This window comes from Streptomyces lydicus (assembly GCF_001729485.1).
In the GTDB taxonomy this organism is placed as follows: Bacteria; Actinomycetota; Actinomycetes; order Streptomycetales; family Streptomycetaceae; genus Streptomyces; species Streptomyces lydicus_D.
The window spans coordinates 918853-940448 of record NZ_CP017157.1 but is presented as its reverse complement, the minus strand read 5'-3'; the positions used below and the strand labels follow the sequence as shown (position 1 = coordinate 940448).

Below are 21596 nucleotides of genomic sequence, written 5' to 3'. Positions count from 1 at the left end.
GCCGGTCCGCTACTCCGCCCCGGCCGCCGGAGCCAGTACCGCGGGGCGGCGGCTGGCGATGACCCGCTTGGCGAGCGAACGGGGGCTGGTGAGGAAGCCCAGGCCCCAGGACATGTGCATGGTGGCCAGCGCGACCGGGATCTGGGCCCGGGCCTTGAGGGAGAGGCCCTTGCCGGCGGGGAGGGAGCCCGCGGTGATGGCCGCGAGGTAGCCGGCGGGGACGACGAAGCCCCAGGGGGTGACGGCCGCGCCCACCACGAGGCCCGCGGCGATCGCGCAGACCGCGGTCGGCGGGGCGAGGTAGCGGAGGTTGATCGAGCCGGCGTGGTAGCGGGCGACGACGTGCCGCCACTTGCCGTAGTCCTTGTACTGCTTGGCCAGCGCCTTGATGCTCGGGCGCGGCCGGTACTGGACCTTCAGCTCGGGCGAGAACCAGATCTGGCCGCCGGCCTCGCGGATGCGGAAGTTCAGCTCCCAGTCCTGGGCGCGGATGAACTCCTCGTTGTAGCCGCCCTGCTGCTCCAGGGCGTCGCGGCGGAACACGCCCAGGTAGACCGTCTCCGCCGGGCCGGCCGCGCCGCCGGTGTGAAAGGCCGCGTTGCCCACGCCGATCCTGGCGGTCATCGCGGCGGCGACCGCGTCCTCCCAGGCGTTCTCGCCCTCGGCGTGCATGATGCCGCCGACGTTCGCCGCGCCGGTCTCCTCCAGGAGGCGCACCGCGGTGGCGATGTAGTTGGGCGAGAGCATGCCGTGACCGTCGACGCGCACCACGATGGGGTGCCGGGACGCCTTGATCGCGGCGTTGAGCGCGGCGGGGGTGCGGCCCGTGGGGTTGGGCACGGTGTGCACCCGGGGGTCTTCGGCCACCAGCTCGGCGGCGATCTCGTCGGTCCGGTCCGTGGACGGGCCGAGGGCGATCACCACCTCCATCTCGCCGGCGTACTCCTGCTCCAGGATGTGCCGGACCGAATTGCGCAGGTGTCGTTCCTCATTGAGCACCGGCATGATCACGGAGACGGCCGGGGGCTGCTGCTGCGGCATGGTTCCTCGGGGGTACGGCCCGCGGCGGAGCCGCCAGCGACGGCAGCGCCCGCCGGGAGACTGCAGTATCGCGCCTCACGTTACCGCGAATGGGGGACACCCTCGGACGCAGCCGGGTGGGCGGGCGGCCGATGTCCGGCGTGTGGCGCTTTGCAGCAGATCGTATGGGCTTACGGTGCACGCGCCGGTTTCCTCCCCACCACCCCGTTCCCCGACCGCTCCCCCGCCGGGCGCCGCTCACGCCCGGCCAGCCGCGGAGGTGTCCCCCGTGACAGCGCCGTTCCGCTCCCCCGACCCGGCCGCCCGGCCCGAGACGCACCGCGGTGCGTCGGGCCGGCGGTGGGGGCTGCGGATCGGCGCCGTCGCGTCCGTGGTGCTGCTGGCCGCGAGCGGCGTGGGGCACGCGATGGTCACCGGGGTGGAGAGCGGCATCGGGCGGGTGGACGCCTTCAAGGGGATGAGCGACCGGCCCGGGGGCGGTGACGGGCTGAACTTCCTGGTCGTCGGCACGGACGGGCGGGACAAGCTCACCGGCGAGGAGAAGCGCAGGTACCACCTGGGCGGCGCGCCATGTCACTGCACCGACACCCTGATGCTGGTGCACCTGTCCGCCGACCGGGACCGCGCCAGCGTCGTCAGCCTGCCGCGGGACTCCTACGCCGAGGTGCCCGCGCACACCGACGCGGTGACCGGGCGGCTGCGCCCGCAGCACGCCATCAAGCTGAACGCGGCGTACGCGGAGGGCGGCCCCAACCTGACCGTGCGGACCGTCGAGCACATGACGGGGGTGCACATCGACCACTACCTGGAGGTCGATTTCACCAGCTTCATGCGCAGCGTGGACGCGGTCGGCGGGGTGGAGATCTGCACCGTACGACCCCTGCGCGACAGCTATACGGGGCTGCGTCTGCCGGTCGGGAAGTCGCAGCTCAACGGGGGTCAGGCGCTCCAGTACGTGCGCTCGCGGCACATCGACGGCTCCGCGGACCTCGGCCGGATGCAGCGCCAACAGCGCTTCCTGGCGGCCCTCATCCACAAGATCACCTCCTCCGGAGTGCTGATGAACCCGATCCGCTTCAAGGACGTCGCCGACACGATGCTCAAGTCCGTCCGCGCCGACTCGGGCTTCGGGGCCAACGACCTGGTCGACCTGGGACAGGCGATGCGGGGCTTCACCCCGTCGTCGTCGGAGTTCACCTCGGTGCCGCTGGGGAACCTGGCCCAGCCGGTGCCGGGCGTCGGCTCGACCGTGCGGTGGGATCCGGTGGCGGCGCCGCGGCTGTTCCGGGCGATCCGCGAGGACCGGCCGATCGCGGTGCACCACGACCGCAAGGAGCCGCGTGCCACGGTCGTGGACGTGCCGCCGGGCCAGATCCAGGTGCAGGTCGACAACGGCACCGACCGGGCGGGGCTGGGGGCCGCGGTGGCCCAGCAGCTCGGCGCCACGGGGTTCGCCACCGTCGGCACCCCCGGGAACTCCGCGCTCGGCCGGGTCGACCGTACGGTCATCGCCTACGACCCGCGCTGGGACCGCTCGGCCCGGTCGCTGGCCGCTGCGCTGCCGGGCGCCGAGCTGCGGCCGGTGGCCGGGCTGGGGCCGGCGATGCGGGTGACGGTCGGCCGGAACCACACCACGGTCAAGCGGGTACGGGCCGAGGAGCCGGAGCCGAGGCCCGGCGCGCTCTCGGCGATCACCGGCGACGAGGCCGTGTGCCCATGAGCGGGCGGAGCGGGCCCGTCGTCGGCAGGTGCCTGCCCCGCACGTGCGGGGCCGGGCGGAGCGGGGGTGCGGCATGAGCGTGCCCGCACCCCGCCGCACCCTGTCCGGGCCGCCCGCCCGCCGGCCGGACGCCCGCCGCCGCGCGCGCCGGGCCGTGGTGGCCGCCGCGGCGCTGTGCCTGGTGGCGGCGACCGCCGCGGCGGCCCCGCCGGCGCCCGACGCGCCGACCGGCTGCGGGGACCTGGTGCGCGGCCAGCTGTGTCTGAGCGGTCCGGTGGGGTCCGACGGGACCTACACCGCGGCCTACCGGCGGCACACCGCGGGCCGGGGCCGCGCGGCTCCCGCCGGGGCGCTCGCGGGGGACGACGGGCGGGACGGCGCCGACGAGATCACCGTGCGGCTCGGCTACCAGCGCAAGAACACCCGGATCACGGCGTTCCCCGGCTGGTTCGGCACCCGGCGGACGCAGGGCGGCGCGGTGGTGCTGAGCGGCCGGGTGGAGATGCTCGCGGACGAGTGCATCCGCGGCGTCATGGAGCACGGGGAGGCGTTCTACGTCACCAAGTGGAGCTGTAGCTGACGTCGTCCGGGATGCCGGACCTTTCGGAAAGGTGCGCCTCGTGTGGCAGGTCGTGCTGGGCATCACCCCCACCACCGTGACGCTCTTCCTCGTCGCGGCCCTGGGCCTGGCGGTGGGCTTCGCCCTGTGGGCCGCCCTCGCCCCGGCCAGCGGCGCGCCGCGCGCCACCGCCCGGGCGCTGCTGGCCGGCTGGCTGCTGCTGCTCCTGGTGGCGACGCTCGCGCCGACCCAGCCGATCGGCTCGGGGGACGCGACGGTGTGGTGGCGGCCCGGTGAGGGGCTGCTCGACCTGGGGGCCCGGCTGGAGCCCGCGGAGCTGGCGATGCTGGTGCGGCGGCAGGCCGCCAACGCCGCACTGTTCCTGCCGGCGCCGCTGCTGCTGCGGTTCGCGGCGCCGCGGGTGCCGGCCGCCGCGGCGTTCCTGCTGGGGGTGGGGCTGTGCCTGGTGATCGAGACGGCGCAGCTGCTGATGCGGGCCGGGCGGATCGCCGATGTCGACGACGTGCTGTGCGCGGCGGCCGGCACCGTGATCGGCGCAGGTATCGGGCTGCTCGGTCAGCTGGCGGTGACCGTCATGCGTCGTCGAGTCCTTCCGCGGCGCGCCGTTCGCGCAGCTCCTTGATCGCGCGGCGCCGGGCGAGGCGGTGCGTACGGCGGATCTGCGCCTCCTGGTAGCGGCGCTTGTCCCGCTCGGTCTCGGGGACCACCGGGGGCACCCGGCGCGGCTTGCCGTGCTCGTCGACGGCGGCGAAGACGAGGTAGGCGGAGCCGACCTGCTGGGCGGGGCTGGACTCGTTCCACCGCTCGGCCAGGACCCGCACGCCGACCTCCATCGAGGACCGGCCGGTCCAGTTGACCTGGGCGCGGACGTGGACGAGGTCCCCGATCCGGACCGGCTCCAGGAAGGCCATCTCGTCCATGGAGGCGGTCACGGCCGGGCCGCCGGAGTGGCGTCCGGCCACCGCGCCCGCGGCGTCGTCGACCAGTTTCATGATCACGCCGCCGTGCACCGACCCGAGGAGGTTCGTGTCGCCGGCCGTCATGATGTGGCTGAGCGTGATGCGGGACACGGAGGTGGGCTTGCCCACGAGCTCACCGTCGGGGTCGCTGGTGACGAGTTCGGTCATGCAGCCAGCGTAAGCGGGGACCGGAGGGCGCCCGTCCCCTCCGTACGTGACACAGGTCTCGCCGTCCAGCCGGAAACCATCCGGAATGGATGCTTCCATCGGCAGGGTCGTAAAGGTCACATCCGCTTCCCATATGCGCTGGAAGGCGGCCGTGCCTTTGCATCAGCTCTGCAACAGCCCCGCCCCGATCCGGCACCCGCCCTATGGGAGCACCCCCGGAGCCGTGCACACTTCCCCGTATGAATGAGTGGCCCAACGGGTGGTCCGGCGACCAGAGCGGCAACAGGTACGGACGCGGCAGCAGTGCCGATCCGGAGGGTGCGCGGGCGATGCCGCAGGTGCGGCGCGACGCGGCCCCCGGCTATCAGCGGCACGAGCCCCCGCTCCCGCCGTCGATGTCCCCGCGCGGGGGCGCCGGCGTGCCGCCGCAACAGTCCCAGGGCTACGACGACGCGTACGACGGTTACAACACCGGCCAGGTCTACGGCGGCGGAGGTGGCCGCGGCGGGGGCGGCCACGACGACGGCTACGGCGGCCGGCCGCGCCCCCGATGGGGCCGGCGCATCAAGTGGACCGTGCTCACCCTGGTCGCGGTGCTGCTGGTCGGGTCGGTGGCCACGTACTTCTGGGCCGACGGCAAGCTGCGCCGCCAGGTCGACCTGAGCAAGGTCATCGACCGGCCGGCGACGGGCGACGGCACGAACTACCTGATCGTCGGCTCGGACAGCCGTGAGGGCATGACCGCGGCGGACAAGAAGAAGCTGCACACCGGCTCCGCCGAGGGCAAGCGGACCGACTCGATGATGATCCTGCACGACGGCAGCAACGGCCCGACGCTGATCTCGCTGCCGCGTGACTCGGACGTCGAGATACCCTCCTTCGTCGGCTCGGACTCCGGCAAGAAGTACCCGGGCACCGGCCGGCACACCAAGCTGAACGCGGCCTACGCCGAGGACGGCCCCGAGCTGCTGGTGCGGACCGTCGAGTCCAACACCCACCTGCACATCGACCACTACGTCGAGATCGGTTTCGCCGGCTTCGCGAACATCGTCGACGCCATCGGCGGTGTGGAGCTGAACATCCCCAAGGCGTTCAAGGACAAGTGGTCGGGCGCCGACTTCCCGGCGGGCAAGCAGACCCTCAACGGCCAGCAGGCGCTCGCCTTCGTCCGTACCCGGCACGCCTTCGCGGGCAGTGACCTGGACCGCACGAAGAACCAGCAGAAGTTCCTGTCCGCGCTGGCGAGCCAGACGGCCACCCCCGCCACCGTGCTCAACCCCTTCAAGCTCTACCCGACGATGGGCGCCGGCCTGGACACCCTCGTCGTCGACAAGGACATGAGCCTGTGGGACCTGGGCGAGATGTTCTTCGCGATGAAGGGCGTCACCGGCGGCGAGGGCAAGTCGATGAACATGCCGGTCTCCGGCTCCACCGGCGGCAACCTGGTCTGGGACAAGGCCAAGCTGCAGCAGCTGGTGCAGCAGCTGAACAACGACGAGAAGGTCACGGTCAGCGGTAACTGACCGCCGGCCGCACGACGAGAGGGCCCCGGATCGCGACGGCGATCCGGGGCCCTCTCGTCATCCGCTCACTGCGGCAGGTTGCGCGCCATGACGATGCGCTGGACCTGGTTGGTGCCCTCGTAGATCTGGGTGATCTTGGCGTCCCGCATCATCCGCTCCAGCGGGTAGTCGCGGGTGTAGCCGTAGCCGCCGAGCAGCTGGACGGCGTCGGTGGTGATCTCCATGGCGGCGTCGGAGGCGTAGCACTTGGCCGCGGCACCGAAGAACGTCAGGTCCTCGCCCTTGCCGCCGGCCGAGATCCGCTCGGAGCGGGCGGCCGCGGCGTACGTCAGCTGACGGGCGGCCTCCAGCTTCATCGCCATGTCGGCGAGCATGAACTGGACGCCCTGGAAGTCGCCGATCGGCTTGCCGAACTGCTTGCGCTCCTGGACGTAGCCCTTGGCGTAGTCCAGGGCGCCCTGGGCTATGCCGAGCGCCTGGGCCGCGATGGTGATGCGGGTGTGGTCCAGGGTCTTCATGGCGGTGGCGAAGCCGGTGCCCTCGGCGCCTATCAGGCGGTCGGCCGGGATCCGGACGTTGTCGAGGTAGACCTCACGGGTCGGGGAGCCCTTGATGCCGAGCTTCTTCTCCGGGGCGCCGAAGGAGACGCCCTCGTCGCCCTTCTCGACGACGAACGCCGAGATGCCCTTGGAGCGCTTCTCGGGGTCGGTGACGGCCATCACCGTGTAGTACTCGCTGACGCCGGCGTTGGTGATCCAGCGCTTGACGCCGTTGAGGATGTAGTGGTCGCCGTCACGAACCGCCCGGGTCTTCATGCCCGCGGCGTCGGAGCCCGCGTCCGGCTCGCTGAGCGCGTACGAGAACATCGCGTCGCCCTTGGCCAGCGGGCCCAGGTACTTCTTCTTCAGCTCCTCGGAGCCGGAGAGGATCACCGGCAGCGAGCCGAGCTTGTTGACCGCCGGTATCAGGGAGGACGAGGCACAGACCCGGGCGACCTCCTCGATGACGATGACCGTGGCCAGCGCGTCGGCGCCGGCGCCGCCGTACGCCTCGGGGACGTGGACGGCGTGCAGGTCGTTCAGGGTCAGCGCGTCGCGCGCCTCCTGCGGGAAGCGACCCTCCTCGTCCACCTCGGCGGCGAACGGCGCGATCTTCGCCTCGGCGAGCGAGCGCACCGACTCGCGGAGCATGTCGTGCTCCTCCGACGTCCGGTACAGATCGAAATCAGCGGTTCCCGCCAACGTTTCTCACTCCCCTGTGAGGTGAATGCCAGTGCTAACTACCGTTAAGTAACCCGTGTCCACCCCGGATTCTAGGTCCCGGACCCCGTCTCCGGATACGTGAGGTTGCCGACAGTTACCCGTGCGCCCGCACCACGGCTGGAGTAGGGCGTTCCGCGCGCGACTATGCTCGGTCCGCGCCCTTTCCCGTCAGCTTCTGGAGCGTTCATGCCCCTCAAGATCACCGTGATCGGCACCGGCTACCTCGGTGCCACCCACGCCGCGGCCATGGCCGAGCTGGGCTTCGAGGTGCTGGGGCTCGACGTGGTGCCCGAGAAGATCGAGATGCTGCAGCGCGGCGAGGTCCCGATGTACGAGCCGGGCCTGGAGGAGCTGCTGCGCCGGCACGTCGCCGGGATCGAGGGGTCCACCGGCCGGCTGCGCTTCACCACCTCCTACGAGGAGGCCGGGGCGTTCGGCGATGTGCACTTCGTCTGCGTGAACACCCCGCAGAAGCACGGTGAGTACGCCTGTGACATGTCGTACGTCGACCGCGCCTTCGACGCGCTGGCGCCGCATCTGACCCGGCCCACGCTGGTGGTCGGCAAGTCGACGGTGCCGGTGGGCAGCGCGGCCCGGCTCGCCGAGCGGCTGGCCGCGGCGGCCCCCGCGGGCGCGGACGCCGAGCTGGCCTGGAACCCGGAGTTCCTGCGCGAGGGCTTCGCCGTCGAGGACACCCTGCACCCGGACCGGATCGTGGCCGGTGTGGCCGGTGAGCGGGCCGAGGAGCTGCTGCGCGAGGTGTACGCCACCCCGATCGCCGAGGGCTCCCCGTTCATCGTCATGGACTACCCGACCGCCGAGCTGGTGAAGACCTCCGCCAACTCCTTCCTGGCCACCAAGATCTCCTTCATCAACGCGATGGCCGAGGTGTGCGAGGCCGCCGACGGCGACGTGGCGAAGCTGGCCGAGGCGATCGGGCACGACGAGCGGATCGGCAAGAAGTTCCTCCGCGCCGGCATCGGCTTCGGCGGCGGCTGCCTGCCCAAGGACCTGCGGGCCTTCATGGCGCGCGCCGGTGAGCTGGGCGCCGACCAGGCGCTGACGTTCCTGCGCGAGATCGACTCGATCAACATGCGGCGCCGCGGCCACATGGTGGAGCTGACCCGGGACGCGGTCGGCGGCGGCTTCCTCGGCAAGCGGGTCGCCGTCCTCGGCGCGACCTTCAAGCCGGACTCGGACGACGTCCGCGACTCCCCCGCGCTCAACGTGGCCGGCCAGATCCACCTCCAGGGCGGCCAGGTCACCGTGTACGACCCGAAGGGCATGGAGAACGCCCGGCGGCTCTTCCCGACGCTGGCGTACGCGGACAGCGCGCTGGAGGCGGTGCGCGGCGCCGACGTGGTGCTGCACCTGACCGAGTGGCGCGAGTTCCGCGAGCTGGACCCGGCGGTCCTGGGCGAGGTGGTCGCCGAGCGCCGCATCCTGGACGGCCGCAACGCCCTGGACCCGCAGCTGTGGCGGAAGGCCGGCTGGACGTACCGCGCCCTGGGCCGCCCGCGCGCCTGACCCCCTACGTGTCGGACTCCGCGCGGCGGGCGCGGTAGCTCCGCATCTTCGCCCGGCTGCCGCAGACCGCCATGGTGCACCAGCGGCTGCGGCCGGCCGGGCTCCGGTCGTAGAAGACCCAGCGGCAGTCGTGCGCCTCGCACGCCTTGAGCCGCTGCCAGCTGCCGTCGGCGACCGCGGTCGCGATGCCGGCGGCGATACGGGCGGTGAGGCGGGCGGTGCCCCGCAGCCCGGCGGCCGGGCACAGCGCGGCGCCGCCGTCCGGAGCCACGTCCAGGACCAGCGGCGCGGCGGCCAGCAGCCGGTTCAGCGCGCGGGCCGCCGGCGCGGGTACGGGGGTGCCCGCGGTGTGCGCCAGACAGACCTCCCGGAGCGCCTCGCGCAGCTCCTGGAGTGCCGCGACGGCTCCCGGCTCCGGCTCGTCGGGCGGGAGTCCGGGCGCGTCGTGGTCGCGCAGGAAGACGGCCGGGCCGTCGGGTGCCGCCAGCGCGTCTTCGCCGGTCTCCACGTCGAGCGTGTTCACCAGGTCCTGCACCAGCAGCAGGGAATCCGGGGCTTTTCGGGATGCCACCCTTGCGATGTTACCGATTGCTGCCATCATGCAGTAACGAGAGGTTACCGGTTGGAGAGATAAGGAGGTAACGCCATGAGTCTGATCACTCTCGGCGTCGTCGCACTGGACTGTCCCGCCCCCCGGGAGCTGGCCGCGTTCTACGCCGCGGCGCTCGACTGGCGCGTGACGGACGACGGCGGGGACGGCGAGTGGGTCGAGGTCGCCGGGCCGGACGGCCGGACCCTGGCCTTCCAACGGGTGGACGAGGGCTACCGGCCGCCGCAGTGGCCCGGCCAGGACGTACCGCAGCAGCTGCACCTGGACTTCGACGTACCGCGGGACCGCATCGACGAGGCCGAGCGCAAGGTCACCGAGCTCGGCGCGAAGCTCGTCCAGCACGACGAAGGGGTGCGCAACTTCCGGGTCTATCTCGACCCGGTCGGGCACCCCTTCTGTCTCTGCTTCACGTAACGGCGGGCCCGCTCAAGGAGCGGCGGGCACGCCGTCCAGCTGCTCGATCGTGGCGTGGGACGGGCCGCGCCGGCGCTGCTCGGCGCGCGCCACGTCCTCCGCCGCGCGCAGCGTACGGACCGCGTTCTGCCAGGTCAGCTTGGCCAGATCGCCCTCGGACCACTTGCGGTCCTGCAGTTCGGCGATCAGGTTCGGGTAGCCGGCCACATCGGCCAGGCCGTCCGGGGTGAAGGCGGTGCCGTCGAAGTCCCCGCCGATCCCCAGGTGATCGACGCCGGCGACCTCGCGCATGTGGTCGAGGTGGTCGGCGACGGTCGCCACGGTGGCCCTCGGCCGCGGGTCGGCGGCCTCGAAGGCCCGCTGGACGGCCATCCCGGCCTCGGTGGTGTCGAGGTGGTGCAGGCCGTGGGCGCGCATGTTCTCGTCCGCCCGCAGCGTCCACTCGACGGCGGCGGGCAGCACGAACTTCGGGACGAACGTGACCATCGCGACGCCGCCGTTGGCGGGCAGCTGGGCGAGCACGTCGTCGGGGATGTTGCGGGGGTGGTCGCACACCGCCCGCGAGGAGGAGTGCGAGAAGATCACCGGCGCGGTGCTGACCCGCAGGGCGTCGCGCATGGTGTCGGCGGAGACGTGCGAGAGGTCGACCAGCATCCCGCAGCGGTTCATCTCGCGGACGACCTCTTCACCGAAGGCGCTCAGGCCCCCGTGGCGGGGTTCGTCGGTCGCGGAGTCCGCCCAGTCGATGGTGTCGTTGTGGGTGAGGGTCAGGTAGCGCACGCCCAGCCTGTGCAGCGCGCGCAGCGTGGCCAGCGAGTTGTTGATGGAGTGGCCGCCCTCGGCGCCCATGAGGGAGGCGATCCGGCCGTCTGCGCGGGCCGCCTCCATGCCGTCGGCGTCGAGCACCAGACGCAGCTCGTCCGGGTAGCGGTCGACCAACTGCCGGACCACGTCGATCTGTTCGAGGGTGGCGCTGACCGCCGTGTCGCCCGCGTAGTCGGCGCGGACGTAGACCGACCAGAACTGCGCGCCGACGCCGCCCGCCCGCAGCCTCGGCAGGTCCGTGTGCAGGTGGGCGGACTGGTCGGCGGCGATGTCGCGCCGGTCCAGGTCGTAGCGGACCTGCTCGCGCAGCGCCCAGGGCAGGTCGTTGTGGCCGTCCACGACCGGCCAGCGCGCGAGCAGGTCCCGCGCGGCGTCCCCCGCGGAGCTCACTTGCCGCCGCCGAAGCCGAAACCGCCGGGGCTGGCGACCTTGTTGCGCAGCCGCTTGCCCTTCTCGGTGGCCTGCTCGTTCAGCTCCTGCTGGAAGTCCCGCATCCGGCCGAGGAGTTCGGTGTCGTGCACGGCGAGCATCCGGGCGGCGAGCAGTCCGGCGTTGCGGGCCCCGCCGACCGAGACGGTGGCGACCGGCACACCGGCCGGCATCTGCACGATGGACAGCAGCGAGTCCATCCCGTCGAGGTACTTGAGCGGGACCGGGACGCCGATGACCGGCAGCGGGGTGACGGACGCGAGCATGCCGGGGAGGTGGGCCGCGCCGCCGGCCCCCGCGATGATCGCCTTCAGGCCGCGGTCGGCGGCGTCCTCGCCGTACGCGATCATCTCGCGCGGCATCCGGTGCGCCGAGACGACGTCGACCTCGTAGGGGATCTCGAACTCGGCGAGGGCCTGGGCGGCGGCCTCCATGACGGGCCAGTCGGAGTCGGAACCCATGACGATGCCGACGAGGGGGGACGCGGGAGATGTCATTCGGTGATCGTTCCTCGCAGGTAGCCGGCGGCGTGTGCGGCGCGCTCGCGCACCTCCGCCAGGTCGTCGCCGTAGGTGTTGACGTGCCCGACCTTACGACCGGGCTTCACGTCCTTGCCGTACATATGGATCTTCAGCTGCGGGTCCCGTGCCATGCAATGCAGGTACGCGGAGTACATGTCGGGATAGTCGCCGCCGAGGACGTTGGCCATCACCGTCCAGCGGGCGCGCGGGCGCGGGTCGCCGAGCGGGAGGTCGAGCACGGCACGGACGTGGTTGGCGAACTGCGAGGTGATCGCGCCGTCCTGGGTCCAGTGGCCGGAGTTGTGCGGACGCATGGCGAGTTCGTTGACCAGGATGCGGCCGTCGGTGGTTTCGAAGAGCTCGACGGCCAGGTGGCCGACGACGCCCAGCTCCTGGCCGATCCGAAGCGCCAGCTCCTGGGCGTGGGCGGCCTGCTCGGGGTCGAGGCCGGGCGCCGGCGCGATCACGGTGTCGCAGACCCCGTTGACCTGGATGGACTCCACCACGGGGTAGGCGACGGCCTGGCCGTGCGGGGAGCGGACGATGTTGGCCGCCAGTTCGCGGGCGAAATCGACCTTTTCCTCCGCAAGGACCGGCACTCCGGCGCGGAAGGGTTCCTCGGCCTCCTTGGAGGATCGCACGACCCATACGCCCTTGCCGTCATAGCCGCCGCGGACGGTCTTGAGGACCACGGGGAAGCCGCCCGAACCGTCGTCCGGCCACCTCCCCTCATCGGCGCCGCGCCCGCTGACCTCGGCCGCGAAACGGGCCACGTCCTCGGGGTCGGAGACGATGCGGTGACGCGGACAGGGGACGCCGATCGCGTCCAGCTTCGCCCGCATCACCCCCTTGTCCTGGGCGTGCACCAGCGCCTCGGGCCCGGGCCGGACGGGCACGCCGTCCGCCTCCAGGGCCCGCAGGTGCTCGGTGGGCACGTGCTCGTGGTCGAAGGTGAGCACGTCGCAGCCGCGCGCGAAGGCGCGCAGCGTGTCCAGGTCGCGGTAGTCGCCGACGACGACCTCGCTGACCACCTGGGCCGCTGAATCCTGCGGAGTGTCACTGAGGAGCTTGAACTTGATGCCGAGGGGGATACCCGCCTCGTGGGTCATACGGGCGAGCTGACCGCCGCCCACCATGCCGACTACCGGGAACGTCACGCTCCCCAGGGTATCCGCACGGCGCCGCTGCCCCGACCCCGGCTTGGATGATCCTCCGAGTTCGCACGTTCGAAGAGCGGCAAGGGAAGATCGACTCAGCGCATTACCGATCGGGCACGGGTGTGCGAGGGGTGCCGGGCGCGGGCCCGGTCAAGGGGAGGCCGGATGGAGAACAGCGGCATATCGCGGGGTGGCAGGACCCTGGTGACCGTGGTCGCGGTCGCCGGGCTGCTGATCGCCCTGTACTCCGTTTTCAGCCAGCTTTCCGCGCCGGAGGTCTTCGACGCGGACGACACCGAGATCGCGGTTTCCGCGGGCGACCACTTCAGCGTGCGGGTCCCCGACGAGCCGGCCGGCGGCTACCGCTGGATCATCGCCGAGCCCCGCCCCGACCCGGCCGTCCTCAGGACGACGGGCCGCCGCGAGGTCCCCGGCGGCCCGCCCGCGGCCGGCACCACGCGCCACCTCGACTTCGAGGCGGTCCGCCCCGGCCGGACGGACTTACGGCTGCTGCGCTGCCGGGCCTGTGCCGCCGGCGCCGCCGACGAGCCGGGCGCCCGCACCCTCAACTTCCGTGTCAGGGTCGGCTGACCGCCCGCCCCGGCGGGCGGTGGCGCGCAACCGCAAGGCGGCGGGCACCGCCATCCGGGCGTGGTTAGCATGAGGGTGCGGGGCAGGGTTGACGGCCCGCGAACACCGTCCACGTCAGGGAGCTGAACGATCACCATGAGTGAACGGAGCGCACTGCGCGTGCGGTTGGCGGCGCTCTGTCGCGAGCTGATGAAGTTCGGTGCGGTCGGCGGCGCCGGCGTCGTGGTCAACTTCGCGGTGTTCAACCTCGTCCGGCACTGGACCGAGGTGCCCGTCGTGCGGGCCAGCATCATCGCCACCGTCGTGGCGACCGGCACCAACTACCTCGGTTACCGCTACTTCACCTACCGCGACCGCGACAAGCAGGGCCGCACCAAGGAACTCACGCTCTTCCTGCTGTTCAGCGCCATCGGCCTGGTCATCGAGAACGGCCTGCTCTACGTCGCGACGTACGCGTTCCACTGGGACAGCCCGCTGCAGAGCAACGTCTTCAAGTTCCTGGGCATCGCCCTGGCCACGCTCTTCCGCTTCTGGTCCTACCGCACCTGGGTCTTCCGCACGCTGCCCGCCCGCGAGGCGATCGAGACGGCGGAGTCCTTCCTCGCCGACGGCGCGCACCGGCCGCGCAGCGCCTCGCGGAAGTAGCGGCGCCCCCGGGCGACCCGGGCCGGGTCACTCCTCGGCGACCGGCTCCGCCTCGCGGGCCAGGAACAGCGCGAAGACCGGCGGGTGCTGCTGGAGCAGCTCCAGTCGTCCGCCGTCCGCCTCGGCCAGGTCCCGGGCGACGGCGAGCCCCAGCCCGGTGGAGTTGCGGCCGGAGACCGTCCGCTCGAAGACCCGTGAGCCGAGGTCCGGCGGCACCCCGGGCCCCGCGTCGGTCACCTCGACGACCGCCTGGTTGCCGGTGACGCGGGTACGCAGCGCGACCGTCCCGTCGCCGTGCATCAGCGAGTTCTCGATCAGCGTGGCGAGCACCTGGGCGACCGCGCCCGGGGTGCCGACGGCCCGCAGGCCCTTCTTGCCGGAGCGGACGATGGCCCGCCCGGCGCTGCGGTAGGCCGGCCGCCACTCCTCGATCTGCTGCTTGACCACCTCGTCGAGGTCGAAGGCCACCGCGGAGCCGGTGCGCGGGTCGCGGGAGTTGGTCAGCAGCCGCTGGACGACGTCGGTCAGCCGCTCCACCTGCGCCAGCGCGATGGTGGCCTCTTCCTTCACGGTGTCCGGGTCGTCGGTGAGGGTGATCTCCTCCAGCCGCATGGACAGCGCGGTCAGCGGCGTACGCAGCTGATGGGAGGCGTCGGCGGCCAGCCGCCGCTCGGCGGTGAGCATCCGCGCGATCCGCTCGGCGCTGGCGTCCAGCACGTCGGCGACCCGGTCGAGCTCCTGGACGCCGTAGCGGCGGTGGCGCGGGCGGGGGTCGCCGGAGCCGAGGCGCTCGGCGGTCTCGGCGAGGTCGGTCAGCGGTGCGGTCAGCCGGCGGGCCTGGCGTACGGCCAGCACGACGGCGGCGAGGATCGCCAGCAGCGCCACGGCGAGGATGACCAGCAGCGTCCGGCCGACCTCCGAGCTGATCGTGGAGCGGGACTCCTGGACCGTGACGGACTCGCCGCGGTCGCCGCGCACCGTGGACTGGATGACCTCGCCCACCGGCCGCTGCCCGATCTCGATCGGCGGCTTGCCGGGCACCTTGATCTCGGCATGCCGCTTGGCGGTGATCTGCTCGGAGAGGACGTCGGGGGTGATCTTCTCGCCGCCGCCGAGCCGGCTCTCCACTATTCCGACGAGCCGGACCGCCTCGGAGGCCACGCTCTCCTGGGCCCCCGACTGGATCGTGCGGGTCTCGACGATGACGAGCGAGACACCGAAGACGGCGATCACGACGAGCACCACGGCGAGCGTGGAGTTGATCAGGCGGCGGCGCACGGGCCCCTAGCTCTTCTCGAAGCGGAAGCCGACTCCGCGGACGGTGGCGATGTAGCGGGGGTTGGCGGCGTCGTCCCCGAGCTTCTTGCGCAGCCAGGAGATGTGCATGTCGAGCGTCTTCGTGGACGACCACCAGGTGGTGTCCCAGACCTCGCGCATCAGCTGGTCGCGGGTGACGACCCGGCCCGCGTCCCGCACCAGGACCCGCAGCAGGTCGAACTCCTTCGCCGTGAGCTGGAGTTCCTCCTCGCCCATCCAGGCGCGGTGCGACTCGACGTCGATCCGCACGCCGTGGGTGGCGGGGGGCTGCTGGGGCTCGGCGGTGGAACCGCGGCGCAGCAGGGCCCGTACCCGGGCGAGGAGTTCGGCGAGCCGGAAGGGCTTGGTGACGTAGTCGTCGGCACCGGCGTCCAGGCCGACGACGGTGTCCACCTCGTCGGCGCGCGCGGTCAGCACCAGGATGGGGAAGGAATGGCCTTCGTTGCGCAGCCGGCGGGCGACCTCCAGGCCGTCCATGCCGGGCAGCCCCAGGTCCAGGACGACGAGGTCGATGTTGCCCTGGAGACCGGCGTCGAGCGCCGTCGGGCCGTCCTCGCGCACCTCGACTTCGTAACCCTCGCGGCGCAGTGCGCGGGCGAGCGGCTCCGAGATGGACGCGTCATCCTCGGCGAGCAGTACACGGGTCATGGGCCGATGGTAGTCCGATGCGTCACGCCCGAGGGGCGGACCTGCACGGATGGCCGAGGCGGACCGTTCCTGCACCGGAGCCGTCCTGAGCTGCGACGCGTGCGGCGCACGCGGGCGGGCGCGGTCGTACGAGGGGGCGCACATGGTTCCCGGCGGCAGTGTGACCGTTGTCTCACGGCGGCCAACAGAAGGTGAACCGGACGTATGGTGGGCGGAACGTCCAATGCACAACCAGTGGGGCCGTGACGCACCAGTCGTCGCCGGTCCCTCGTTGTGTGCGGTTCCGGAACCACCGGATCCGATACACAGTGATTGACCTGTCGACCGGGTCCACCGCGCTAGCAGCACGGGGGGCGTGGATCCCGGTGTCGGACCGTTCTGCCGATGCTGTCTCGATGTCGAGCGGCTTCGCACCTCCCGGACGTGAGGGTGGGCAGGTCCACGCCGGTGCCGGTCACCCCCACCGGGCGCGTAACGGCCTTCGAACGCGTCCCGAGCAGCAAGGAACCACCATGGCGTCCAGCCTGACGAAGGACGCGGCCAAGCAGGGGAACCCTGTCGACGGCGGCAAAACCTTCTTCGGCCACCCCCGCGGACTGGCCACTCTCTTCATGACCGAGATGTGGGAGCGCTTCAGCTTCTACGGCATGAAGGCCCTACTCCCGCTGTACCTGATCGCGCCCGGCGGCATGCACATGCAGGCCACCACGGCCACGGCGATCTACTCCGTGTACATGGCGATGGTCTACCTGCTCGCGATGCCGGGCGGTTGGATGGCGGACCGCTTCTGGGGGCCGCGCAAGACGGTCGCCATCGGCGCCGGTGTCGTCATCGCCGGCCACATCACGCTCGCGCTCCCCACCTCGGCGAGCTTCTTCGCCGGCCTCGTGCTGGTCGCGCTCGGCTCCGGCCTGCTGAAGGCGAACATCTCCACGATGGTCGGCCACCTCTACAACGGCCCGGAGGACCCGCGCCGTGACGGTGGCTTCACGCTCTTCTACATCGGCATCAACCTGGGCGCGTTCCTGGCGCCGCTGAGCATCGGCACCGTCGGCGAGAACGTCAACTGGCACTTCGGCTTCACGCTCGCCGCCGTCGGCATGGCGCTCGGCCTCGCCCAGTTCATGCTCGGCACCCGCCACCTGAGCGCGGAGAGCAGCGTCGTCGCCCAGCCCGCGACGCCGGAGGAGAAGACCTCCGTGCTGCGCAAGGGCCTGATCTGGCTCATCGTCGCGGCCGTGTTCTACACCGTGCTCGCGGTGACCGGTAACTTCGCCGACTGGGCGCTGATGCCGATCACCATCGCCGGTCTGGTCATCCCGATCGCGGTCCTGTTCCGCATGAAGCGGGACAAGGAGCTCAGCAACCTGGAGCAGTCCAAGCTCTCCGGCTACATCTGGTTCTTCGTGGTCGCCGCCGTCTTCTGGATGATCTACGACCAGAACGGCTCGACGCTCTCGATCTTCGGTGAGAACTCCACGACGAACGACCTGCTGGGCTTCCACTTCCCGACGTCGTGGTACCAGTCGCTGAACCCGATCTTCATCATGGCGCTCGCCCCGCTGGTCGCCTCGGGGTGGCTGTGGCTGAACAAGCGCGGCAAGGAGCCGAGCACCGCGGTCAAGTTCGCGTCCAGCCTCGCGCTGATCGGCATCTCCTTCGGCGTCTTCCTGATCCCGCTGTTCGACACCGCCGGCAACGGCGGGAAGGTCAGCCCGATGTGGCTGGTGGCGATCTACTTCATCCAGACCGTCGGTGAGCTGTGCCTCTCCCCGGTCGGCCTGTCGGTCACCACGAAGATGGCGCCCGCCAAGTACAGCTCCCAGATGATGGGTGTCTGGTTCCTCGCGGTCACCGCGGGAGACTCGGTGGCGGGTCTGCTGACCTCCCCGCAGCTGAACGTCGATCTGAACACCTCGGGCTCGGTCGCCGTCGAGGCCGCCCTCGCGGTGGTCGCCGGCCTCGGCATCTGGATGTCCCGCAAGCGGGTCAAGCAGATGATGGGCAGCGTCAACTGACGCCTGCCGGCCCCTGACAGCGCGAGAGGGGGGCGTCGCACCGCCGGTGCGACGCCCCCCTTCGTGCGTCTCGTGCGGGGTGTCCGGCCCGTGCGGGCCGTGCGGCCGTACGCGCGGTGCGGCCGCACGGCCCACGGGTGCCGTCGAGGTGCCGCCCCGTCAGCGGATCCGGGTCCGGCGCCGCGGCAGGAACGTGAAGACCGCACCGCCCAGCAGGACGGCCGTCCCGGCGAGGAGGCCGAGGGCGGTCAGCGCGCCGTGGTCGCCGGCACCGGTCTCCGCGAGGCCGCCGCTGCTGCCGCTGCCGCCCGAGACACTGGCCGGCCCCGCCGCGCTGCCGCCGGAGGCCGCGGCGCCGCCCGCCGAGCCCCCGGACGTACCGCCCTGCTGCGCCGAGGTGTCCAGGGCGAGCGAGACGCCCGGGTCCTTCTCCGGGGTGCAGGTGGTGGTCGTCCCCAGGGCGTTGACGGTGAGCACGCCCGGGGTCAGCGTGGCCTTGCCGGTGGCGCCCGGCTTGTAGGTGCCCTTCAGGTCGGGGACCGTGATCGGGTCGCCCGACTTGATCGGCTGGGCGTTGGTCGGGCCGGTCACCTTGACCGAACCCTTGTCCGCGCCGCCGACCTTGACGTCCATGGACGGCTTGACCGAGTCCTTGGGGATGTCCGCGGGACTGTTCATGACGGACTTCTTGAACTGCACCGTCAGGTCGTAACCGCCGCCCTTCTTCACCGCGTTGATCTGGACCGGCGAGGTCGCCTTCTTGTCCCCGATGGGGGTCTTGCAGGCGTACGGGACCTGGATTTCCTTGCCCTTGTACGCGGTGCCGTCGGGGTCGCCGCCGCTGCCGCCGGTCGTTCCGCCGCTGCCGCCGGACGTGCCCGCGGTGCCGCCGCTCGTCCCGCCGTCCGTACCGCCACCCGCCGCGCCGCCGCTGGTGCCGCCGCTGGTGCCGGCCGTCGAACCGCCGGTGGTGCCGCTGGTCGAACCGCCCGTGCTGCCGCCGCCGGTGCCGCCCGTCGTACCGCCGGTGGTGGTGCCCCCGCCGTCGGTGACCTTGATGGTGACCGCGGGCCGCACCGTCTCCTTGGGCGAGCACTTGGTGTCCGTGGAGATCGGCTTGTTGACGTTGATGTTGTAGAAGCCGGGCGTCAGGGTGACCTCACCGGGCTTGGTCAGCTTCAGCTTGCCCGTCATGTCGGACAGCTTCATCGGACTGCCCTTGGGGATCGGCGGGTTCTGCCGCGGTCCCTGCATCGGCAGATCGCCGGTCTGTGCCCCGGCCACCTTGATCGTGCCGGTGGGCTGCACGGTGTTCTCGCCCAGGTCGAGGATGTCGGGGTTCTTGGACGCCCCCTCCACCGTCTTGAGGACCACCGTGATCTCGTCCCCCACCTTCGCCGTCGCGGGCGCGCTGACGTCCACCTTCGTGGTGCCCTCGATCGGCGGCAGCCCCGATATCGGCGGCGGCAGACACTCCGTCTTGTACGACACCTCCGCTGCCCGGGCGGTGCCGGCCGCGGTCAGCACGCCCGCGCCCGCGAGCACCAGCGCGGCCGCCGAGGCCACCGCAGCTCTCCTCCGTTGCCTCATCACGCAGAACCTTTCGACGTCGGTCGTTCGGTTGATGTGGTGGTGGACGGTGCGGTGTCCGGGGTGAACCACGGCAGCGCGGCGGATCCGCCGGCCGGCGTGGTGCGCTGTGCGGTGGCAGTGCGTGCCGTACGGCGCGGCCGTACCCGGTCCACGATCGCCATGCCGATGCGGAACACCGCCGTGGGGATCACCAGGCACAACAGCACCCAGAAGAGCGTCACGCCCCAGGGCCTGCCGACACCCCAGGGCTGCTCGACCAGGACCTTGTCGCCGTACTTCAGAGAGACCAGATAGTCGCCGTGCGCGCCGGCCGCCAGCTCGACCGGCAGCCTGACCTCGGCCTTCTTCCCGGCGGGTACGGTCCCCCGCCACTGCTGCTCCTCCCACTCGGGGGCGAGGACGCCGTGCGCGGTGCCGACCGCGAAGACCGGGTCCTTGGCCGGCACCGAGCCGACGTTGCCGACCGTGACGGTCAGCTCCCGCTGCGGCGGGGCGCCGAACCACGTCAGCAGGCCGCTGCTGCCCGTCAGCCGGGGCGGGGCGAGCACCGTCAGCCGGCCGCCGGTGCGTTCGTCGGGCAGCGGTGCCACCGGATGGCCCGCGACCTTGAACGCGGCGTCCGCGGCGTCCGGTTCACCCGTCACGGTCGCCACGTGCACCACACAGGGGCAGGGCTTGGGCGGCTCGGCGACCGGCAGGCTCCGGCGGAAGGCACCGTGCGCGTCGGTGGTGACGGCCCGTCCGTCCCCGTTCGCACAGGAGTTGGTGCCGCCGATCATGTTCTGCCCGCAGATCAGCAGGGTGAGCAGGGCCTTGGGCCGCCAGCCGCGGCCGGTCACCGTGATGCTGCCGCCCTTGCCGGCCTCCTTGCGGGAGAGCTGCAGCGTGCGCGGGCCGTCGTCGGCCCGGTCGGCCGCCCCGGCGACGGCCGGCAGCAGCGCCAGGGCCAGCGCCAGCGCGGCGCACAGCGCCGGCACGGCCGTGGCCCGCCGCCCGCTGGGGGCCGTGGTCCGGCCGGCCCCGGCCGGTGTGCCCGTCTGCCGCTCCGCCCCGCCGTTCACGCCCGCCCTCCTGCCGCCGACCCCGCCAACTGCCCTGCTGCTCCGGCCTCTTCGGCCTCGTCCCGGCCGGGGTCCCGACCGCCGGCGGCCCGACCGCCCGGCGCCGTACCGCCCTTCGCGGCGCGGCGCCGTCGCCGTACGGCCACCAGGCCACCCGCCCCCGCCGCCAGCACGAGCGCCGCGCCGGCGGGGGCGCCCCACGCGACCGGCGCGTACGAGGCCGTGGCGGACCCGTACGCGCCGCCCTGCGCGGTCACCGTGAGCCGCACCGCGACCGCGTCCAGCGCGGGCGGATCCGGCCAGTTCTCCGTCCGTTCGACGCGCCGGCCGGGCAGCAGCCGGGACGGCAGCGGGCGGGCGGGGCGCCGCAGCACCGGCCCGAACACCCCGTCGGCGCGCACGGCGAGCCGCGGATCGAGCGCCGTGTTGCCGCGGTTGACCAGCGTGTACCGGATGACCGCGGCGCTCCCCCGGCCGCTCACCGACACGTTCTCGACGGTCAGTGCCGCCAGCCGCGGCCCGGTCACCCGCAGATGGACCGGTACGGCGGCCCGCCGGCCGTCCGGTCCGCCACTGGACGCGACGAGCGTGCCGGGGTGCTCGCCGGGGGCGGCGTCGCGCGGCACCGTGACCGTGAACGGGACGCTCGCGCGGGTCCGCGCCGGGACCCTCACCTCCCGTGCGGCGAGCGCGAGCCACGAGCCGGTCCCGGAGCCGCGCAGCCGGACGGTGACGGCGCGTCCGGTGGGGTTGCCGAGGGACAGCCGGTCGGTCATGACGGTGCCCGGCGCGCCCTCCAGGTAGAAGTACGTGCGGTCCTGCGGGCCCGGGGCGGCCCCGGCGGCGGGCGCGGGCGCGGCGGACCAGCCGGGGCCGGCCGGCGCGGCCGCGGCCGGGGCGGGGCACAGCAGGCCGGCGGCTGCCGCGAGGGCCGCGCCGCGGAGCGCTGTGCGAGGACGGGACGGCATCGGCGGCTCCTGGTGCTCG

Annotated in this window: 21 protein-coding genes; 9 read left to right on the top strand and 12 right to left on the bottom strand. The window is 72.5% G+C overall.

Annotated elements, in window-relative coordinates:
• Window positions 1–9 precede the first annotated feature (9 nt).
• Complete coding sequence (locus tag SL103_RS04125) at window positions 10–1041, bottom strand: glycosyltransferase family 2 protein (protein WP_069567417.1); 1032 nt, start codon at window positions 1039–1041, stop codon at window positions 10–12.
• Window positions 1042–1309: 268 nt separating this feature from the next.
• Here SL103_RS04125 and SL103_RS04120 point away from each other — a divergent pair, with 268 nt between their 5' ends.
• The 3 genes from SL103_RS04120 (at window position 1310) to SL103_RS04110 (ending at window position 3963) form a co-directional block, all read left to right on the top strand.
• Entirely contained in the window at window positions 1310–2761 is a 1452-nt protein-coding gene (locus SL103_RS04120) for an LCP family protein (protein ID WP_069567416.1), read from the top strand.
• Between the two features lie 73 nt (window positions 2762–2834).
• Window positions 2835–3341, top strand: a complete 507-nt coding sequence (locus SL103_RS04115; protein WP_069567415.1) for a hypothetical protein — start codon at window positions 2835–2837, stop codon at window positions 3339–3341.
• Between the two features lie 40 nt (window positions 3342–3381).
• Window positions 3382–3963 (top strand): VanZ family protein, encoded by a 582-nt coding sequence (locus SL103_RS04110; RefSeq protein WP_069567414.1) that lies wholly within the window; start codon window positions 3382–3384, stop codon window positions 3961–3963.
• Here the strand turns inward: SL103_RS04110 and SL103_RS04105 are convergent.
• A complete protein-coding gene (locus SL103_RS04105; RefSeq protein ID WP_069567413.1) occupies window positions 3914–4468 on the bottom strand; it encodes an acyl-CoA thioesterase in 555 nt (184 codons plus the stop codon). The two genes, SL103_RS04110 and SL103_RS04105, sit on opposite strands and share 50 nt — an antisense overlap.
• A 239-nt stretch (window positions 4469–4707) precedes the next feature.
• On the opposite strand from SL103_RS04105, the gene SL103_RS04100 reads away from it, so the two are divergent.
• Window positions 4708–5991, top strand: coding sequence for an LCP family protein (locus SL103_RS04100; protein ID WP_069567412.1), 1284 nt, complete (start codon window positions 4708–4710; stop codon window positions 5989–5991).
• Window positions 5992–6056: 65 nt separating this feature from the next.
• On the opposite strand, the gene SL103_RS04095 is transcribed toward SL103_RS04100, so the two are convergent.
• The gene (locus SL103_RS04095) at window positions 6057–7232 is read right to left on the bottom strand and encodes an acyl-CoA dehydrogenase family protein (protein ID WP_069567411.1); all 1176 of its coding nucleotides are present in this window, start codon (window positions 7230–7232) and stop codon (window positions 6057–6059) included.
• 207 nt (window positions 7233–7439) lie between these two features.
• Between SL103_RS04095 and SL103_RS04090 the strand changes: the two genes are divergently transcribed.
• The gene (locus SL103_RS04090) at window positions 7440–8780 is read left to right on the top strand and encodes a UDP-glucose dehydrogenase family protein (protein WP_069567410.1); all 1341 of its coding nucleotides are present in this window, start codon (window positions 7440–7442) and stop codon (window positions 8778–8780) included.
• Window positions 8781–8784: 4 nt separating this feature from the next.
• Here the strand turns inward: SL103_RS04090 and SL103_RS04085 are convergent, their stop codons facing one another.
• On the bottom strand, window positions 8785–9351 hold the full coding sequence (locus SL103_RS04085; RefSeq protein ID WP_208869826.1) for a CGNR zinc finger domain-containing protein: 567 nt from the start codon (window positions 9349–9351) through the stop codon (window positions 8785–8787).
• 75 nt (window positions 9352–9426) lie between these two features.
• Here SL103_RS04085 and SL103_RS04080 point away from each other — a divergent pair, with 75 nt between their 5' ends.
• Window positions 9427–9804, top strand: a complete 378-nt coding sequence (locus SL103_RS04080) for a VOC family protein (RefSeq protein ID WP_069567409.1) — start codon at window positions 9427–9429, stop codon at window positions 9802–9804.
• Between the two features lie 12 nt (window positions 9805–9816).
• On the opposite strand, the gene SL103_RS04075 is transcribed toward SL103_RS04080, so the two are convergent.
• From SL103_RS04075 to SL103_RS04065, 3 genes are read right to left on the bottom strand one after another with little or no spacing between them, the layout of a single operon-like run.
• Window positions 9817–11019 (bottom strand): dipeptidase, encoded by a 1203-nt coding sequence (locus tag SL103_RS04075; RefSeq protein WP_069567408.1) that lies wholly within the window; start codon window positions 11017–11019, stop codon window positions 9817–9819.
• On the bottom strand, window positions 11016–11555 hold the full coding sequence (purE, locus tag SL103_RS04070; protein ID WP_069567407.1) for a 5-(carboxyamino)imidazole ribonucleotide mutase: 540 nt from the start codon (window positions 11553–11555) through the stop codon (window positions 11016–11018). The genes SL103_RS04075 and purE overlap by 4 nt, the downstream gene beginning before the upstream one ends.
• The gene (locus SL103_RS04065) at window positions 11552–12736 is read right to left on the bottom strand and encodes a 5-(carboxyamino)imidazole ribonucleotide synthase (RefSeq protein WP_069567406.1); all 1185 of its coding nucleotides are present in this window, start codon (window positions 12734–12736) and stop codon (window positions 11552–11554) included. Before SL103_RS04065 ends, purE begins: the two co-directional genes overlap by 4 nt.
• A 165-nt stretch (window positions 12737–12901) precedes the next feature.
• Here SL103_RS04065 and SL103_RS04060 point away from each other — a divergent pair, with 165 nt between their 5' ends.
• The gene (locus SL103_RS04060) at window positions 12902–13327 is read left to right on the top strand and encodes a protease inhibitor I42 family protein (RefSeq protein WP_244303834.1); all 426 of its coding nucleotides are present in this window, start codon (window positions 12902–12904) and stop codon (window positions 13325–13327) included.
• A gap of 135 nt (window positions 13328–13462) precedes the next feature.
• Window positions 13463–13972, top strand: a complete 510-nt coding sequence (locus tag SL103_RS04055; RefSeq protein ID WP_069567404.1) for a GtrA family protein — start codon at window positions 13463–13465, stop codon at window positions 13970–13972.
• Window positions 13973–13999: 27 nt separating this feature from the next.
• Here SL103_RS04055 and SL103_RS04050 read toward each other — a convergent pair whose 3' ends face one another.
• Window positions 14000–15250: an ATP-binding protein gene (locus SL103_RS04050; protein ID WP_069567403.1), complete on the bottom strand. Its 1251-nt coding sequence runs from the start codon at window positions 15248–15250 to the stop codon at window positions 14000–14002.
• 6 nt (window positions 15251–15256) lie between these two features.
• Entirely contained in the window at window positions 15257–15937 is a 681-nt protein-coding gene (locus SL103_RS04045) for a response regulator transcription factor (protein WP_033266590.1), read from the bottom strand.
• Window positions 15938–16449: 512 nt separating this feature from the next.
• Here SL103_RS04045 and SL103_RS04040 point away from each other — a divergent pair.
• Window positions 16450–17955, top strand: a complete 1506-nt coding sequence (locus SL103_RS04040; RefSeq protein WP_069567402.1) for a peptide MFS transporter — start codon at window positions 16450–16452, stop codon at window positions 17953–17955.
• Between the two features lie 159 nt (window positions 17956–18114).
• On the opposite strand, the gene SL103_RS04035 is transcribed toward SL103_RS04040, so the two are convergent.
• The 3 genes from SL103_RS04035 to SL103_RS04025 are packed head-to-tail and all read right to left on the bottom strand — an operon-like array spanning window position 18115 to window position 21577.
• Window positions 18115–19545: a hypothetical protein gene (locus SL103_RS04035; RefSeq protein WP_069567401.1), complete on the bottom strand. Its 1431-nt coding sequence runs from the start codon at window positions 19543–19545 to the stop codon at window positions 18115–18117.
• Window positions 19545–20609, bottom strand: a complete 1065-nt coding sequence (locus SL103_RS04030; protein WP_069567400.1) for a hypothetical protein — start codon at window positions 20607–20609, stop codon at window positions 19545–19547. The genes SL103_RS04035 and SL103_RS04030 overlap by 1 nt, the downstream gene beginning before the upstream one ends.
• A complete protein-coding gene (locus tag SL103_RS04025; RefSeq protein WP_069567399.1) occupies window positions 20606–21577 on the bottom strand; it encodes a COG1470 family protein in 972 nt (323 codons plus the stop codon). The genes SL103_RS04030 and SL103_RS04025 overlap by 4 nt, the downstream gene beginning before the upstream one ends.
• Between the last annotated feature and the right edge of the window lie 19 nt (window positions 21578–21596).